This is a genomic window from Methylophaga sp., assembly GCF_009711715.1.
In the GTDB taxonomy this organism is placed as follows: domain Bacteria; phylum Pseudomonadota; class Gammaproteobacteria; order Nitrosococcales; family Methylophagaceae; genus Methylophaga.
The window spans coordinates 82141-98082 of the sequence record NZ_VENF01000011.1 but is presented as its reverse complement, the minus strand read 5'-3'; the positions used below and the strand labels follow the sequence as shown (position 1 = coordinate 98082).

The following is a 15942-nucleotide window of genomic DNA, read 5'->3' as shown; positions in this document are numbered from 1 at the left end:
GTTTTTGAGATGATTGAAGAACTAAGGCAGTTTATTCGGCACCCCAGCAGTATTCCTATCAGATACAAGCTGGGGCAGCGACAGCATACCCGCCCGGCAAGAGATGTCAGCCAGGGGGGCTTATGTTTCACCAGCCAGCAGCCGGTCCATGTCGGGGAGAGTATTCTGGTTGAGATCAACTGTGGTAAACCCGGTTTCAGTGCCGAGGGCATGGTGCGCTGGTGTAGCCAGGAGGGCAGGAAATATTTGATCGGGGTGGGGTTTAAAGACAAAGCCGTCCGCTATGCGTTGAGGATGGTGGAGCAGGTCTGCCACATCGAAGCCTATCGGCGGCGGCTGGAAGCCGAAACAGGCCAGAAACTCAGTAGCGAGCAGGCCGCCTTTCGCTGGATAGCCGAAAACGCAGCCGACTTTCCAGCGGCGGAGTAATCAGTCAGACCTTGGCATCAAACCGCGGTGCACGGCGATCAGAAGAGACACGGCGTTCAATCCGTGGCTTTTTATTGCGCTTGCGCCGATCGGGCTGATGACGTCTGTCAAATTCAGACACCGATTTGGTTTTGTCAGCAATGGGACGTGCAGGGCCAACCTGCGCCGGTGTACTGACGGTGACCATATTATAGTGACTGAGACGAGGTATTTCGTTCATCGATCTTCACTTTCATGTTCTGTATGAAAGCTATCGACTTGATTTTGATGAACTTTAAAAAATTATTCACAGGCTATGGGATTCAGCGGAAACGACCGCTTTTAATGCGTTTGCCGGGATCGACGCTGTGGTTGTAAATATAGGCCCATGCTTTGATATGCTTGGCCGCTGTAATGCCAACATCGACCTGTTGCCGCTGGTATTCGTGCGGCTCCGGAAAGGCAGCTGAGCACTCTTCAAAATCATCCAGCTGTGCCAGCACCGACAGATTGGTCAGCCGGTAAACTTCGCCATGTACTTTATTGTTGTCATCTTCTGACAGCACAGCACCGGGATAATCCTGAATCTGATAGAGTTGAGCGCGTATCCAGCCCTTGCAGATATACTCGCTGTGAGCCTGCAGCAACTGGTGCATCGGATGCTGACTGTTTTGCATCAGCGTGCCGTAAACGAACAAATAGTCGTTATTCATATTTACTTTAAGTTTAATTTGTAAGTTTCAGAATAATATAAAGAATATCTAAATGAAGAAAAAGATAAAAGTCGGTCTCGCCTTAGGCAGTGGTGCGGCCAGAGGCTGGGCCCATATCGGTGTGATACAGCGGCTTATGGAATTGGGCTTTGAGCCGGATATTGTCTGTGGTAGTTCCATCGGTGCCCTGGTCGGTGCTGCTTATGTCGCTGGCAATATCGACAAGCTGGAAGACTGGGTCACTCAACTGGACAAATTGCAAACGGCGCGTTATTTCACTATCAACCGATCTCTGCGCGGTTTCGTCAATAAAGACAGATTACATCACTTTCTGCATGAATATGTGGTCAGTGCTGAGCAACTGATAGAGGATTTGGACAAAGCTTTTGCGACTGTGGCAACCGATCTGAATACCGGCCGTGAAATCTGGAATATGCAGGGTAAAGTCATGGATTCTGTCTGGTCATCGATTTCCTTACCGGGCCTGTTTCCGGCCATCAAGCATGATGATCGATGGCTGATAGACGGCGGACTGGTCAACCCGGTACCGGTATCAGTTTGCCGGGCTCTGGGTGCGGATGTCGTTATCGCTGTGAACCTCAACAGTGATATTGTCGGCAAACATTTTCGTGCTGAAGCACCGGATAAAGTCGATACCAGTGAACCGGCCAACCCCAGCTTCACTGAACGCTTTACTGATATGGTGGCCGATTACACCAGTAACCTGTTTAGTAACGGCGCCGAGGAAGAAGAAGCGCCGGATTTAATGGATGCCATTGCCGCATCGATCAATATTACACAGGATCGGATTACTCGCAGTCGCATGGCAGGCGATCCACCGGAAATTAGCCTGTCACCACGTCTGGCTCATATTGGCATTCTGGAATTCTACCGTGCTGCAGAAGCAATAGAAGAAGGCAAGGCCAGCGTCGACAGACATCAGCATGATTTTGATTATTTCCTGAAATAGCTTGGAGTCGGTGCGCTTGCCAGCGCTATCACATCAATCATCAGATGGACATTGCCAGTCAGGCCGCTGGGCAAAATACTCCCTGAGGAAATCAATCAGTATCCTGACTCGTTGTGACAGGTAACGTGTCTGCGGATAAACGGCATAAACACCAATTTCGTTATCCAGCAGACAGTTTGTCAGTACCGCCTGAAGTTTGCCTGAGCGGATGGCATCTGCGCAGATAAAGTCCGGTGACAGAATCAAGCCTTTACCTTCAATGGCAGCATCATGCAGAAACTGGCCGTTATTGGCGGTCATCACTGCCGGCAGATTAACTGAGAGCCGCTCACCCTGGTGATTTTTCATCTGCCAACTGGGACTGACATGGCTGTATTGCAGTTTGACATGCCCATAAAGCAAGTCTTCTGCCGTTTGCGGGCTTCCATTTCTGGCGAAATAATCCGGGCTGCCGCAAACCATCAGCCGTGTTGTGGACAGCTTTCTGGCAACCAGGCTGGAGTCAGCGAGGTTGGATACCCGAATCGCCAGATCAATCCCTTCGGCAACCAGATCCTGCTGCCTGTCATTAAACTCGATATCAAAAATAATATCGGGATGAATCCGGTTAAATTCCCTGAGCGCGGGACTTAAATGCATCAGACCGAAACTGATCGGTGCCGCCATTCGAATCCTGCCGGCCAGTGCTGCCTGATTGTCACTCAGTGCGCTCTCCACTTCATCTATGTCATCCAGAATGCGGACACAGTGCTGGTAATAATCGCGGCCGGCATCGGTCAGTGTCTGTTTGCGCGTAGTGCGTTTGAGCAGGCTCACGCCCAGCCTTTTTTCCAGATCGGTAAGCCGTTTACTGACAGCCGATTTCACCGTATTCAGCTGCTCAGCAGCACGGGTAATGCTGCCAGCCTCAACAATACGGACATAAGTCTGCATTTCTTCCAGTTGGCTCATATTAATCGTTCTCACTAAGGAAACAATAAGTTTATTAATAGCGTGTTTTTCAAGAATATGGAAACGATTAAATTGTTCCCGTGATCAATTAAACGAGGAATAAACAATGAATCTGACAAATCACATTTCATCGCTGACCGGCCGTGTGCTGCTGAGCGCTATTTTTATCAGTGCCGGTGCCAGCAAGCTGGGTGCGGGCTATGCCGGTACTCAGGGTTATATGGAGTCTATGGGTATTTCCGGCGCTTTGCTGCCGCTGGTCATTGCGACTGAAATACTGGGTGGCCTCGCTGTTCTGCTGGGCTTCAAAACCCGGATTGCCGCTTTTTTACTGGCCGCTTTCACTCTGCTGGCAGCCGTATTTTTCCACTTTGATTTTGCCGATCAGATGCAAAGCATTCTGTTTATGAAAAATCTGGCGATAGCCGGCGGCTTATTGATATTGGTTACGCATGGTGGCGGCGTCTTAGCCCTTGATAATTTGCGCTCAAGTCGTGTTTGACTGAGCGGGAGGAGTAAAAATGAAAAATACAATTTTACAGATTAATTCCAGCAGCCGTTTTGAAGGCTCGGTGACACGCGATATTTCAGCACAACTGACTCATCAGTTGCAGCAGAGAACTGGACTCTCAGTGGTTGAGCGTGATCTGGCTCAGGGCATTGATTTTATTGATGAGCAATGGGTCGGCGCCAATTTCACTGATCCTGGTGACCGTAGTGACGAGCAGAAAGCGGCGCTGGTTTTGTCAGACACGCTGATTGAGGAGTTGCAGCAGGCAAGTCATATCGTCATTGCCGCCCCGATTTATAACTTCAGTGTGCCGGCGGTGCTGAAGGCCTGGATCGATCAGGTTGCCAGAGCCAGAGTGACCTTTCGCTATACTGAAAACGGGCCGGAGGGTTTATTAAAAGGCAAAAAGGCTTTTCTGATCATTGCCTCCGGCGGTGTGCCGCTGGGCAGTGAAGTTGATTATGCTTCGACCTACCTGCGTCATGTCATGGGTTTTCTTGGCATTGACGATGTCACGCTGGTGAATGCCAATGATCTGGGCCGGGCAGCGAATGACAATGTTGAGATCAGTGAAAAACTGGCAGCGATTGCTGCAGGAGCAGAATCATGAATACAAGAGAACTCAGACAAATCGTCAATGGTGACCAGGTGTCCGACGGGGCTGGTGTGCAGCTTAAACGCATTATTGGGTCGCCGCAGTTGAATATGCTGGATCCGTTTCTGATGTTTGATGCCTTTGGGTCGGACCGGCCGCAGGAATATCTGGCCGGTTTCCCGCCCCATCCTCATCGTGGTTTTGAAACGGTGACTTACATGCTTGCCGGTAGAATGCGTCATGAAGACAGCGCCGGTAATCAAGGTGTGATTGAAACCGGCGGTGTGCAGTGGATGACCGCAGGCAAAGGCATTATTCATTCGGAAATGCCTGAACAGAAACAAGGCTTGTTGGCCGGGTTCCAGCTCTGGGTCAACCTGCCTGCCACTGAGAAAATGCGTGAGCCGCGTTATCAGGAGCGTTCAGCCGAAGAAATTCCGGTTGAGACGCATGCCAACGGTACCCGAATCAAAGTTGTAGCAGGCGAGACGGATATCGGAACCCGGGGTGTCATTGACAATCCTTACGTCAACCCCCTCTACCTGCATGTAGAGTTGCCCGCTGATACAGGCTTTGAGCAGCAAGTTCCGGGCACGGATAACAGCTTTGTTTATGTAATCAAAGGCCAGTTAGCCGTCGGTGATAAACAGCGGCCTTTGAAAGCCGGTCAGTTGGGTGTGCTGGAGCAGGGAGAGGCCGTCAGGCTCACTGCTGAACAGGCCAGCGAGTTTTTGCTGGTGTCAGGACAGCCCCTGAAAGAACCGGTGGCCCGTGGCGGTCCGTTTGTAATGAACACCCGTGAGCAGGTGGAGCAGGCGTTTGCTGATTATCGTGAGGGCAGGCTGGCTTGATTTTGTTTATCCGCAGATTACATCAAACTGAGGAACCACAGAGGCACAGAGTTAATTCGCTCCGTGCCTCTGTGGTTATTATTTAAACCTGTGGATTAGCGCTAAAGCTTAACCTTTCTCAACCTCAAGGCATTACCGATGACCGACACCGAGCTTAGGCTCATCGCTGCGGCAGCAATCATCGGAGACAGCAGCAGCCCGAATAACGGGTACAGAACCCCGGCGGCTACCGGCACACCCAGGGAGTTATAAATGAAGGCAAAAAACAGATTCTGGCGGATATTGCGCATCGTGGCACGGCTCAGTTTCAACGCCTGATGGATGCCACGTAAATCCCCTTTAACCAGTGTTATACCGGCGCTTTCCATAGCTACATCGGTACCGCTGCCCATGGCTATGCCAATTGTGGCCTGGGCCAGTGCAGGTGCATCGTTAATTCCATCACCGGCCATGGCCACGGTTCTGCCTTCAGCCCGCAACGCTTTGATTACCTGATTTTTCTGTTCCGGCAAGACATCAGCCCGGACATCATCAATTCCAAGCTGGCCGGCGACAGCCTCGGCAGTCACCCGGTTATCGCCAGTCAGCATGACAATGCGAATGTTTTCTCTATGCAGGGCTTTTATCGCTTCCTCGGTAGAGGATTTAATCGGATCGGCCACCCCAATCAGGCCGGCTGCCTGGTTATCGACGGCAACCAGCATCACGGTCTGACCCTGTTTTCGATATGCCTCGGCTTTTTCTTGTAATGAAGTCGAGTCTATCCCCAGCGTGGCAAACAGGGCCGTATTACCCAACGCGACAGGATGACCATTAATCTCTCCCAGAATACCCTTGCCGGTAACTGAATCAAATTGCGTTAGTCTGGATAGGGTCAGTCCTTTTTCTTTCGCTCCTTCAATTATCGCCATCGCTAGCGGATGTTCACTGCCTTGCTCCAGGCTGGCAGCTAATGTCAGCAGGGTCTTATCATCCCTATTTGTGAATGACTCAACCGTGACCAGCTTCGGTTTACCCTCGGTCAGGGTGCCGGTTTTGTCGACGACCAAGGTGTCAATTTGTTCCATCGCCTCCAGTGCTTCTGCATTTTTAATGAGGACGCCCATTGATGCGCCGCGGCCGGTACCCACCATAATGGACATCGGCGTTGCCAGACCCAGCGCACAGGGACAGGCGATAATCAGCACAGCAACTGCATTGATAATGGCATGCGCCAGTTTGGGTTCAGGTCCCCAGATAAACCAGGCTGCCAGTGTGATGATGGCGATCAATACAACTGCCGGCACAAACCAGGCAGCCACCTTATCGACCAGTTTTTGAATCGGCGCGCGTGAGCGTTGGGCTTCGGCGACCATATGCACGATCTGTGACAACAGAGTTTCACTGCCAACCCGCTCAGCACGCATCAGCAAGGTACCGGTGCCATTGACGGTCGCTCCTATCAGTTTGTCACCACTTTGCTTGCTGACTGGTATGGGTTCACCGGTGACCATGGATTCATCGACACTGCTGCTGCCTTCAATCACACTACCGTCGACCGGAATTTTCTCGCCGGGACGGATCCTAAGCTGCTGTCCGACCTGAACTTCATCCAGTGGAATATCCTGTTCCTGACCATCGTCGGTGACCAGGCGGGCAGTTTTCGGTGCCAGCCCGAGCAGCATCTTGATAGCAGCATTGGTCTGGCTGCGGGCTCTGAGCTCAAGTACCTGCCCCAGCAGAACCAGTACGGTGATGACAGCGGCTGCTTCGAAATAGACAGCGACTGTGCCATCTGCATGCTGCATGCTGGCAGGGAAAATTGCCGGTAAAAGCAAGGCAATAACACTGTACAGCCAAGCCACACTCACGCCGAGACCGATCAGCGTGAACATGTTCAGATTCAGGGTTTTAACAGATTGCACGGCACGTACGAAAAACGGCCAGCCGCCCCACAGTACTACCGGGGTCGCAAGGATAAACTCCAGCCAGTACCAGCTTTGTGTGGAAACCGCTGCTGGTAACAGGGCGGGCGCCATATCCAGCAGCATCGCAATTACAAAGACCGGCAATGCCAATGCGGCGCCAATCCAGAAGCGCCACGTCATCGCTTTGAGTTCGCTGTTGTCTTCTTCGACTTCTACCGTACTGGCTTCCAGCGCCATGCCACAAATAGGGCAGTTGCCGGGGTGGTCCTGCACGATTTGCGGGTGCATCGGGCAGGTGTACTGGGTTTTACTGCCGGGCAGCTGCGGCGATTCCGGTTCCAGTGCCATACCGCATTTTGGACAACTGCCGGGACCTGACTGGCGCACGCCTTCACACATCGGACAGATATAATCGCCACTGCCTTTTTTGATGCTAGCCGGATGAGGCTGTGCATCCTCACCGTCACAACATCTGTGTGGTTCTGGTTCCTCAACCTGCTGTTTTTTGTCATGACCGCCACAGCAGTCATGCGCGGTCTCAGCTTGATGCACATACTGCGTTGGATCGGCTTTGAAGTTATTCATGCAGTGCTGGGAGCAGAATACATAGTCCCGCTGTTGATGGCGGGCATGATACAACGCCTTATCTGCATCCACTGTCATACCGCATACCGGATCAATTGCCATGCTATCTCCTTCAGAAAATATTGCGGGCATCTCAGATAATGTAAAACTTTGTTGTGTCTGCTGCCAGCAAGACCGGACTTGTTTTACTGCCAGGGGATGAACTATAAAGTATGTACCATGGTACGGAGTCAAGCATGCAATGACACAGACAGCACTGACGATTGGAAAATTTGCTGCCAGCGCCGGGGTCAGCGTCGAAACGGTCAGGTTTTATCAACGTAAAGGTCTGCTGAAAATACCGGGTTCAGAGGGTGGTGTCCGCCGCTATGGAACCGAGGCATTACGGAAGTTGAAATTTATCCGGAAAGCGCAGGAAGCCGGGTTTATGCTCAGTGAGATTAAAGAGTTGATTCAGCTTGATTCCAGTCAGGATCATGAGCGGGCCTACCAGTTGGCGATGCATCGTCTTGAAGCGCTGGAGCAGAAAATCAGTGACATGCAGCAGGCTAGGGACAGCCTGAAGCAACTGGCTTCAGACTGTGCCTGTGGCGGCAAGACTAAACCCTGTGCCATCCTGGCGGCGTTTGATTAATACTTACTGCCGGGCCTTGTATTCAGCCTTGATGGTTTCCAGTGTCGGGGGGATGGCATCACAGTGGCTGACCTCACCGCTGCACTTGATACATTCAAAGGCTTTCCAGCCAGTGGCAATGTATTCCTCTTTGTTGGGGCTGTCGAGACGGTTGGCGATGCCGATGGTCGCTTTAGCCCGTGAACTGATGTAACCGTATTCGCCCTGACAAAAACGCATCTGGCTCGGATCTGCTTTAATCTTATCATCATATTTCTGATGAATTTCGCGGCCGGCCTGGTTCAGGTAATGCAGCTCCGAATACAATTTCTGTAATGTGTCGTCGCTATGCTGGTAGACGCCCGCAGGCAGGCCACCGGCCAGGGTTGAAAATGAAACAAATAACAGGCTAAACAGGGTACTCAGTCTCAAGGCTCTGCTCCGTTGCTGATTGAGTGTATAGTCAGATGATAACGCATCATGCCTGTTTATGAGAGATAAACAGGCGCTAAAGTTCATCACAGGCAATTCACCGGCATGATGCCGAAGAAGGCGAATAATGATTGAATATGAATTAGGCAGCTGTTCACTGGGTTGTGTGCTGGTCGCAATGAGTGAGAAAGGCGTCTGTGCCATTGCGCTCGGCGATGAGCCATCGCAATTGGTTGGATGGCTCAAACAAAAATATCCACATGCCCGGAAAGGGCGCGGCAATGCCGTTTTGTTGTCCCGATTGCAACGAGTATTGAACTTTGCCGAGTGGCCCGATGCCGCTCTTGACCTTGAGCTGGATATTCAGGGTACGGACTTCCAGAAACGGGTTTGGCAGGCATTACAAACTGTGCCGGCGGGTGAAACCTGCAGTTACACTGAGATAGCTGAAAAGATCGGTTCACCGAAATCGGTTCGCGCGGTCGCCGGCGCCTGTGCCGCGAATTTACTGGCTTTGGCAATACCCTGTCATCGTATCATTCGACAGGACGGTCAATTATCCGGTTACCGCTGGGGCATGGAACGAAAAAAAATGCTGCTGCAAAAAGAAGCGATTCGCTAAGTCATTGAAACGGGGCTTGTCCCACTAAACTGGGAGATTTTGTCAAGCCCCGAAAAGCAAGCGCTGGTTAAAAAATAACCAGTTTTTAAAGCTTGTCACAAAAGAGTCACTTAGCAACTTACCAGAAAGTTATCCACATGCTTCTCCACAGAAATTGTGAGTAATGTGAAAAACTTTTTTGTATGAATGTCGCCGCGATTAAATTAGCGGAGTTTGTCGACTTAACGATGATGATGCCTTTTATTGAAAGGCAGTACCTGGCAGCGTGGTTTGTGCTCCGACGCAGTTGTTTCACGGATAATCTGTTCCATATCCAGATTGGCAAGCTGGTAGCACTGGTTCATCAGCATATCTGAGATTTCAATACAGGCGCCGAGGGCATGTTTATGCTTACGGCGAACCATGTCGACACGAAACTGCAAGCCATTAAGCATACGGCGTTCTCTCTCACTGCTTGCGGAGTCTTCAATGGCCTGTTTGATGGCAGCGGCACGCTTTTTCTCAAAAGCGGCCTGATCCTGCTTCGCTAACTGCGCCCATTCCTCGAAATCAAATAACATGGGGGCTCCCCCTGTTTACGATTGTTTAAGGTCTAAAATATCAGACAACGTATCGCCGTGGGGGTTGCCAGGCTATTTTCAGGCATAAAAAAACCGGGGCCTGCTTCAGACCCCGGTTCTGAGTTAGCCTTTAATGAATCGGCAGATAAATTAATTTACCTGCTTTCATATCAGGCACCACCACATACTGTCCGTCTGCAGACAGGGCGATATCAGCAGCGGCCTGCAGGTTATCGGCAATGATCTGTGGAGTCGCGCGCGGGCCGGCCAGTTGCCAGACTTTGCCATTATTCCAGTCACTGACATAAAGGAAACCACGGGTATCGCGCACCAGACCATCAGCACCACCGAATCCGGTGTTCAGATCTTTAAGCTTAGCCGAGGCAATATCAAGGCGATACAGATCACCGGTGCCGAAATCAGCCACCAGCAGGCTGCCAATACCATCCATTAACAGACCATTGGGCCGTTTGATAGCGGCTTTGCTGTCCAGTATTTCAGTGATTTCTCCTAGCGTTGAAATCCGGTAAATACCAGCATTTTGACCGGTGTCGGTGCCACTGTCGGAGACATAGAGGTTGCCACTGCCGTCAATCTCAAGATCATTGAGAAATTCAGCCGTGCCTGGGAAGTCGCTGCTGTCGGCGACGACCTGGACATTGCCATCCATATCCACCTTCAGCACCTGATTGATATCAGCTACGTAAAGTTCGTTGTTGAAGAGATCGAGTCCTTTCGGATCGTTCAAGCCAGCAGCCAAAACAGCTTTACTGCCATCAGTGTTGATGATACTGATCTGGCCGTCACCGTTTTTACCGAACTCCCCGATTTCACTGACAAACAGCCGACCATCAGGATGAGCAATAACCGATTCCGGCATCCTCAGGTCCGTCACAGTCTGTTTGTCGGTTTTGGCAGCAGCGGTTTGCTGTGTTTCGCCATAACTGACGCGGTAAATCACACCGTTGTAGTCATCCGAGACCAGTAATGAACCATCAGGCAGTTGCAGTACATCAGTCGGTCTGCCCCAGGCTTCACCGTCAACCAGCCAGCCATCAATAAAGGTTTCATGACCAGTGACCTGATTGTTGTCGTTGAATGTGACGCGTTCCAGTTTGTAACCCACCGGCTCGGTACGGTTCCAGGAGCCATGCTGGGCAATGATGGCATCACCCTGATACTCGGCCGGGAACATCTTACCGGTATAAAACTTGAAACCAAGACTGGCAGTGTGCGCCTGGAACTCCACTGCAGGGAAAGTTACTTCCTGCGGCGGTTCTTTATCTTTCCAGTCCTGGTGGCGGGCGTCACCACCGGCGTAATAAGGGAAGCCAAAATGCATGCCTTTTTCCGGTGCGGCATTGAACTCGCCCGGCGGATTATCGTCGCCCATCATATCGACGTTGTTATCCGTGAAATACAAATCGCCGGTTTCCGGCTGAAAGTCGATACCGACCGAATTACGCACGCCATGGGCATAAACTTCTGCCTCACTGCCATCCGGGTTCATACGAATAATGCTGCCTTCATAGCCACTCACATCACAGATGTTGCAAGGCGCACCGACCGTCACATAGAGCTTGCCGTCGGGACCGAAGTCGATATAACGCCAGCCATGATGCGCCTTGTCAGGCAGATCGTCGAAAACGACCTCACGCATCTGCTCAAACGGCAGGCTCAAATCAAATCCAGGTGCGGCATAACGGGCGATGCGGTGTTGCTCAGCGACGTAAAGATTGCCCTGGTACATGGCCACGCCGTTACCGACTTTCAAATCGTCAAGGATATTGACGACCTCATCTGCCTGACGATCCTTGTTCCTATCGACCACGGCATAGACATTTTTGCCACGGGTACCGACAAAGACCGTGCCGGTGGACTGGCCGAAAGTCATTTGACGGGCACCCGGGACTTCGGCATAGACCTCGACATTAAAACCGTCAGGTACATTGAGTTTGTGCAGATTGGCTTCAGCAGCCGCGCGGTCTGCCATGACCGGCGACACCATGAGTCCCAGCGACGCTGCCGCCAGGCTTGCTACAGATAAAAATTTGAGTTTCATCATTCCTCCTTTAATGGTTTATGACCTCAAGCTTCGAGGAAGGGGTAATCGATATAACCACGCTCATCACCGCCATAGAAAGAATCCGGATCGGGTTCATTCAGCGGCGCCTGTTTTTCAAAACGTAAGGGCAGATCCGGGTTGGCGATAAACAGTTTGCCGAAAGACACCAGATCCACCTTGCCACTGGCGATGACCTCGTTGGCCTTCTCCAGGCTGTAATCGTAGTTGGTCATGTAAATGCCGTGCCAGAGAGGGCGCAGGCTATGAATATCAAATGCCGGACCGGCAGCGCCCGGATTGTCCACACCCATTTCAGTGATGTGGAGATAGGCCAGACCAAATTTATCCAGTTGCTCAACTGCGTAGCGGAAGGTCTGTTCCGGATGACTGTCCGAGACATCATTAAAAGGCTGCAGCGGGGACAGACGAACACCGACCCGGTCAGCCCCCCAGATGCGGCTGACATCGTCGACCACTTCCAGTAACAGCCGAGCCCGGTTTGCCACACTGCCACCATATTCGTCATCCCGGTGGTTACTGCCATCACGCAGGAATTGATCCAGCAGATAACCATTGGCGCCATGCACTTCAACCCCATCGAACCCAGCGGTCAGGGCATTATGCGCTGCCTGGCGGAAGTTCTCCCTGATACGCTCAATATCATCCGGCGTCATCGCACGAGGTGTTTCGTATGGCTTCATGCCTTCATAGGTCATGACTTCGCCGGCCGGTTTAATCGCCGATGGCGCCATGGGCAGTTTGCCACCCAGTAATGAGGTATGGCCGACACGGCCGCAATGCCAGATCTGCATGACAATTTTGCCGCCGGCCTGATGCACGGCATCGGTGACTTTTTTCCAGCCTTCAATCTGCGCCTGATTGTAGATACCGGGAATATTGGGATAACCGATGCCATCCTCAGAAACCAGGGTGGCTTCAGTAATTATCAAACCGGCAGAGGCACGCTGACGGTAATATTCGACCATCATATCGGTCGGCACTAAACCTTCACCGGCGCGGTTGCGGGTCAGTGGCGCCATTACAAAACGGTTTTTGAGCTGAATGGCACCCACCTGTAATGGTGATTGCAAATCCGGTTTGGACTCTGATGCTTGCTTCATAGACATTCCTTTTAGACAGTAACGATGATCTTGCCGAACTGGGTATTGGATTCGAGGTAACGATGGGCCTCGACGATGTCATCGAGGCTGAACGTTTTGGCGATCAGCGGTTTCAACTGAGCGCCTTCAAGCCAGCCGTAAATATCGTCCTTGGCGCGTTTCAGTTGTTGCTGATCCTGGGTGAACTCAAACAGGGTATAACCACTAATCGTCAGGCCTTTACCCAGCACACTAAACAATGGAAATGGCGTTGGCTCAGGGCTCAGAGCGCCATATTGGAAAATAATGCCGTGACTGGCGGCGACTTCAGCGAGCGTTTCCAGCATCGGGCCACCAACCGGATCGAAGATAATCCGTACGCCCTGACCTTCAGTGATGTTCTCGACTGCGGCGATCACATCCTCTTCTTCGCTGACAACCACATGGCGGGCACCCTGATTCAGCAGTTCCTGTTTCTTGTCGCTATGGCGGGTCATTGCTATCGGGACAGCACCGACCAGATTGCATAACTGTATTGCTGCAAGGCCGACACTGCTGGAGGCCGCCGGAATTAACACAAAATCGTCAGGCTGCATTTTGGCAATATCGATCAGTGCCCCGTAGGCAGTGAGATATTGCATCCAGATTGCGGCCGCTTCTTCCCAACTCAGGTTAAGCGGGTGGAATGCGACGGCAGTGACAGGCACATTTACCACTTCACCATAAACGCCATAGCGATTAAGCGGAAAATTGGGAATGGTGCTGACGGCATCTCCGATCTTGTAACCGTGCACATCTTCGCCGACCGCCTTGATGGTACCGGCTGCCTCATAGCCGAGCCGGGCCGGAAAGTCGGGTGCTTCAAGATACTGGCCCCGGCGGAACATCGCTTCGGCACGATTGAGGCCAATAGCGGCGACCTGGATCTGAATTTCTCCTGACGCGGGTGGTGGGACTTCCTCATCAACGATCTGTAAAACATCCGGGTCACCGGTTTGATTGAATCTCACTACTTTAGACATGGCTGACTCCTAGTATTAAAGACTGGCTTCCAGAATCTTGCGGCTTTTATCCAGATCGATATCGCCATGCTCACCTAACTGGGTCAATCCATGTTCCCCCAGCTGCTGAACCATCAACGGGATAGCCTCCGCGTCGATCTGGTAATCACTGAGCCGTGTTTTCACGCCCATCTGCTCAAAAAAGTCGCGGGTTTTGTTAATGGCAAGATCGATACGGCGTTCTTCATCTGCCTCCTCGATATGCCAGACACTGTCCGCGTACTGTAGTAGTTTGTCGTGTTTAACGGCGCGTTGTTCCTGCATCACGCTGGGCAATACAATCGCGAGGGTTTGCGCATGGTCGAGTCCATGCAATGCCGTAATTTCATGCCCAATCATGTGCGTTGCCCAGTCCTGAGGAACACCGGCGCCAATCAGGCCATTCAGTGCCAGTGTGGCTGTCCACATAAAGTTTGACTGAAGCTCGTAATTATCGGGATTAGCCAGCAGGGAGGGACCAATTTCTATCAAAGTTTGCATCAGCCCCTCAGCAAAACGGTCCTGAACCCTGGCGCCAACCGGATACGTCAGATATTGCTCCATGATGTGCGTGTAGGCATCGACGACGCCATTGGCGAGTTGTCTTGCTGGTAAGGTATAGGCCTTGGTCGGATCTAATATTGAAAACTCTGGAAAGACTAACGGGCTGCTGAATGCGAGCTTTTCATGGGTTTCATAGCGAGTGATCACTGAATTTGTATTCATTTCAGAGCCGGTCGCCGGTAAAGTCAGTACGGTGCCAAAGGGCAGGGCAGTGCGGATATTTTCTGCGCCCCGGACCAGGATTTCCTCCCAAGGGTCACCTTCACAATCTACCGCAGCAGCAATAAATTTGGTGCCATCGATGACTGAGCCACCGCCTACGGCGAGCAAATAATCCAGTCGCTGTTCGCGGATTAGTTCGACGGCACGCATCAATGTACTGTAACCCGGGTTGGCTTCAATACCACCAAAGCTTTCGACATGACGCTGACCCAGCGCGGTCATGACTTGATCCAGCGTGCCGTGTTTTCTGGCACTCTCACCGCCATAAAGGATCAATACTCTGGCAGATTCAGGAACCAGGTTATTGATGGCTTTGACCTGTCCCTCACCAAACACGATGCGGGTTGGATTGAAAAATTCAAAATTGTTCACGTTGATCCTTTGCTTAATTTAATAGACCAGTCGTCTAGTTTTGAGGCAAATAAAAAGGGTTCAGTTTTTGGCCTGGGGGAGGTTTAATCTTGCTCGTAATGCTTTCATCGCGACATGCAAAGCATCCGGGTTGTGATTGACCTTGGTGAGCAGGCAGGGTAGCGCCGATCCAGAGATAGTAAATTTCTTCTGTGACAGTTTGGGCATCGTCATCGATGCTGATTTCACCCTTATCAACGGCTTCCTGTATGACTGAAGCCAGACGATTGATGACCCGGTGGGTGCCTTGCTTGAGCGCCAGCCGCATGCTCTCAGACAGATCGGTCACTTCACCGCTCAGTTTCACCACCAGGCACTTATCTATACTGGTATCACTGCACTGTGAGATCTTCCAGTTATCGAAATAACTGATCAGCCGGTCGATCGCGCTGTTGTTGTCAGTGTGAAAGTGCGCATCAAGTGTCAACATATACTGATCAAAATAATTCTCGAGCAGGACACTGCCGAAATGTTCTTTGGATTCGAAATAATGATAGAACGAGCCCTTGGGGACACCGGCGGTTTTCAGAATCTCGTTGAGACCGACCGCAGCAAAGCCTTTACCCAGAATGATAGTCTGGGCCGTATTCAGAATTTGTTGTCGGGTATCACTGTATCGTGATCGGGCTGCTTGATTTATGTGGCGCATTATTTCAAAAAATAGACCAGTCGTCTAGAAAAAGATATTGATGCCTGAACAAGGGGTTATTGTTTAGGGTTCTAAATGTTGGAACAAGCCTTGCTTGGTGTTAGTCTGAACTTGAAAGCATCGTCTTCGAAGCAAAACCCTTCCATATCGGCGCTTCCAACATCGCATTCCTT

Annotated in this window: 18 protein-coding genes; 7 read left to right on the top strand and 11 right to left on the bottom strand. The window is 51.4% G+C overall.

Going from position 1 to position 15942, the window contains the following annotated elements; all coding sequences use genetic code 11:
- Positions 1–9: 9 nt before the first annotated feature.
- Positions 10–429 carry a PilZ domain-containing protein gene (locus FH755_RS08730; protein WP_292440630.1) on the top strand — a complete coding sequence of 140 codons (420 nt, stop codon included), beginning with the start codon at positions 10–12 and terminating at the stop codon, positions 427–429.
- Between the two features lie 4 nt (positions 430–433).
- Here the strand turns inward: FH755_RS08730 and FH755_RS08725 are convergent, their stop codons facing one another.
- Positions 434–649, bottom strand: a complete 216-nt coding sequence (locus FH755_RS08725) for a hypothetical protein (protein WP_292440629.1) — start codon at positions 647–649, stop codon at positions 434–436.
- An 82-nt stretch (positions 650–731) separates the two neighbouring features.
- Positions 732–1121 carry a gamma-glutamylcyclotransferase family protein gene (locus tag FH755_RS08720; RefSeq protein WP_292440627.1) on the bottom strand — a complete coding sequence of 130 codons (390 nt, stop codon included), beginning with the start codon at positions 1119–1121 and terminating at the stop codon, positions 732–734.
- Between the two features lie 52 nt (positions 1122–1173).
- On the opposite strand from FH755_RS08720, the gene FH755_RS08715 reads away from it, so the two are divergent.
- The gene (locus FH755_RS08715) at positions 1174–2091 is read left to right on the top strand and encodes a patatin-like phospholipase family protein (protein WP_292440625.1); all 918 of its coding nucleotides are present in this window, start codon (positions 1174–1176) and stop codon (positions 2089–2091) included.
- Between the two features lie 33 nt (positions 2092–2124).
- Here FH755_RS08715 and FH755_RS08710 read toward each other — a convergent pair whose 3' ends face one another.
- Positions 2125–3042 carry a LysR family transcriptional regulator gene (locus tag FH755_RS08710; protein WP_292440623.1) on the bottom strand — a complete coding sequence of 306 codons (918 nt, stop codon included), beginning with the start codon at positions 3040–3042 and terminating at the stop codon, positions 2125–2127.
- Between the two features lie 106 nt (positions 3043–3148).
- Between FH755_RS08710 and FH755_RS08705 the strand changes: the two genes are divergently transcribed.
- Genes FH755_RS08705 through FH755_RS08695 form a run of 3 tightly spaced genes read left to right on the top strand, consistent with a single transcriptional unit; the run spans position 3149 to position 4999 of the window.
- On the top strand, positions 3149–3544 hold the full coding sequence (locus FH755_RS08705) for a DoxX family protein (protein WP_292440621.1): 396 nt from the start codon (positions 3149–3151) through the stop codon (positions 3542–3544).
- 19 nt (positions 3545–3563) lie between these two features.
- On the top strand, positions 3564–4163 hold the full coding sequence (locus tag FH755_RS08700) for an NAD(P)H-dependent oxidoreductase (protein WP_292440619.1): 600 nt from the start codon (positions 3564–3566) through the stop codon (positions 4161–4163).
- On the top strand, positions 4160–4999 hold the full coding sequence (locus tag FH755_RS08695; RefSeq protein WP_292440617.1) for a pirin family protein: 840 nt from the start codon (positions 4160–4162) through the stop codon (positions 4997–4999). Before FH755_RS08700 ends, FH755_RS08695 begins: the two co-directional genes overlap by 4 nt.
- Positions 5000–5100: 101 nt before the next feature.
- Here FH755_RS08695 and FH755_RS08690 read toward each other — a convergent pair whose 3' ends face one another.
- Positions 5101–7593, bottom strand: a complete 2493-nt coding sequence (locus FH755_RS08690; protein WP_292440615.1) for a heavy metal translocating P-type ATPase — start codon at positions 7591–7593, stop codon at positions 5101–5103.
- Between the two features lie 139 nt (positions 7594–7732).
- Here FH755_RS08690 and FH755_RS08685 point away from each other — a divergent pair, with 139 nt between their 5' ends.
- A complete protein-coding gene (locus FH755_RS08685; RefSeq protein ID WP_292440612.1) occupies positions 7733–8125 on the top strand; it encodes a MerR family transcriptional regulator in 393 nt (130 codons plus the stop codon).
- A gap of 3 nt (positions 8126–8128) precedes the next feature.
- Here FH755_RS08685 and FH755_RS08680 read toward each other — a convergent pair whose 3' ends face one another.
- Positions 8129–8536: a hypothetical protein gene (locus tag FH755_RS08680; RefSeq protein WP_292440610.1), complete on the bottom strand. Its 408-nt coding sequence runs from the start codon at positions 8534–8536 to the stop codon at positions 8129–8131.
- A gap of 127 nt (positions 8537–8663) precedes the next feature.
- Between FH755_RS08680 and FH755_RS08675 the strand changes: the two genes are divergently transcribed.
- Complete coding sequence (locus FH755_RS08675; RefSeq protein WP_292440608.1) at positions 8664–9158, top strand: methylated-DNA--[protein]-cysteine S-methyltransferase; 495 nt, start codon at positions 8664–8666, stop codon at positions 9156–9158.
- A 221-nt stretch (positions 9159–9379) separates the two neighbouring features.
- On the opposite strand, the gene FH755_RS08670 is transcribed toward FH755_RS08675, so the two are convergent.
- The 6 genes from FH755_RS08670 to FH755_RS08645 form a co-directional block, all read right to left on the bottom strand.
- Positions 9380–9718 carry a DUF3135 domain-containing protein gene (locus tag FH755_RS08670; RefSeq protein ID WP_292440606.1) on the bottom strand — a complete coding sequence of 113 codons (339 nt, stop codon included), beginning with the start codon at positions 9716–9718 and terminating at the stop codon, positions 9380–9382.
- Between the two features lie 130 nt (positions 9719–9848).
- Positions 9849–11780 carry a PQQ-dependent sugar dehydrogenase gene (locus FH755_RS08665; protein ID WP_292440604.1) on the bottom strand — a complete coding sequence of 644 codons (1932 nt, stop codon included), beginning with the start codon at positions 11778–11780 and terminating at the stop codon, positions 9849–9851.
- Positions 11781–11806: 26 nt separating this feature from the next.
- Entirely contained in the window at positions 11807–12904 is a 1098-nt protein-coding gene (locus FH755_RS08660; protein ID WP_292440602.1) for an alkene reductase, read from the bottom strand.
- An 11-nt stretch (positions 12905–12915) separates the two neighbouring features.
- Positions 12916–13905 (bottom strand): zinc-dependent alcohol dehydrogenase family protein, encoded by a 990-nt coding sequence (locus FH755_RS08655; RefSeq protein ID WP_292440600.1) that lies wholly within the window; start codon positions 13903–13905, stop codon positions 12916–12918.
- A 15-nt stretch (positions 13906–13920) separates the two neighbouring features.
- Positions 13921–15081: an iron-containing alcohol dehydrogenase gene (locus FH755_RS08650; protein WP_292440598.1), complete on the bottom strand. Its 1161-nt coding sequence runs from the start codon at positions 15079–15081 to the stop codon at positions 13921–13923.
- Positions 15082–15115: 34 nt separating this feature from the next.
- The gene (locus FH755_RS08645) at positions 15116–15769 is read right to left on the bottom strand and encodes a TetR/AcrR family transcriptional regulator (RefSeq protein ID WP_292440596.1); all 654 of its coding nucleotides are present in this window, start codon (positions 15767–15769) and stop codon (positions 15116–15118) included.
- Positions 15770–15942: the final 173 nt, after the last annotated feature.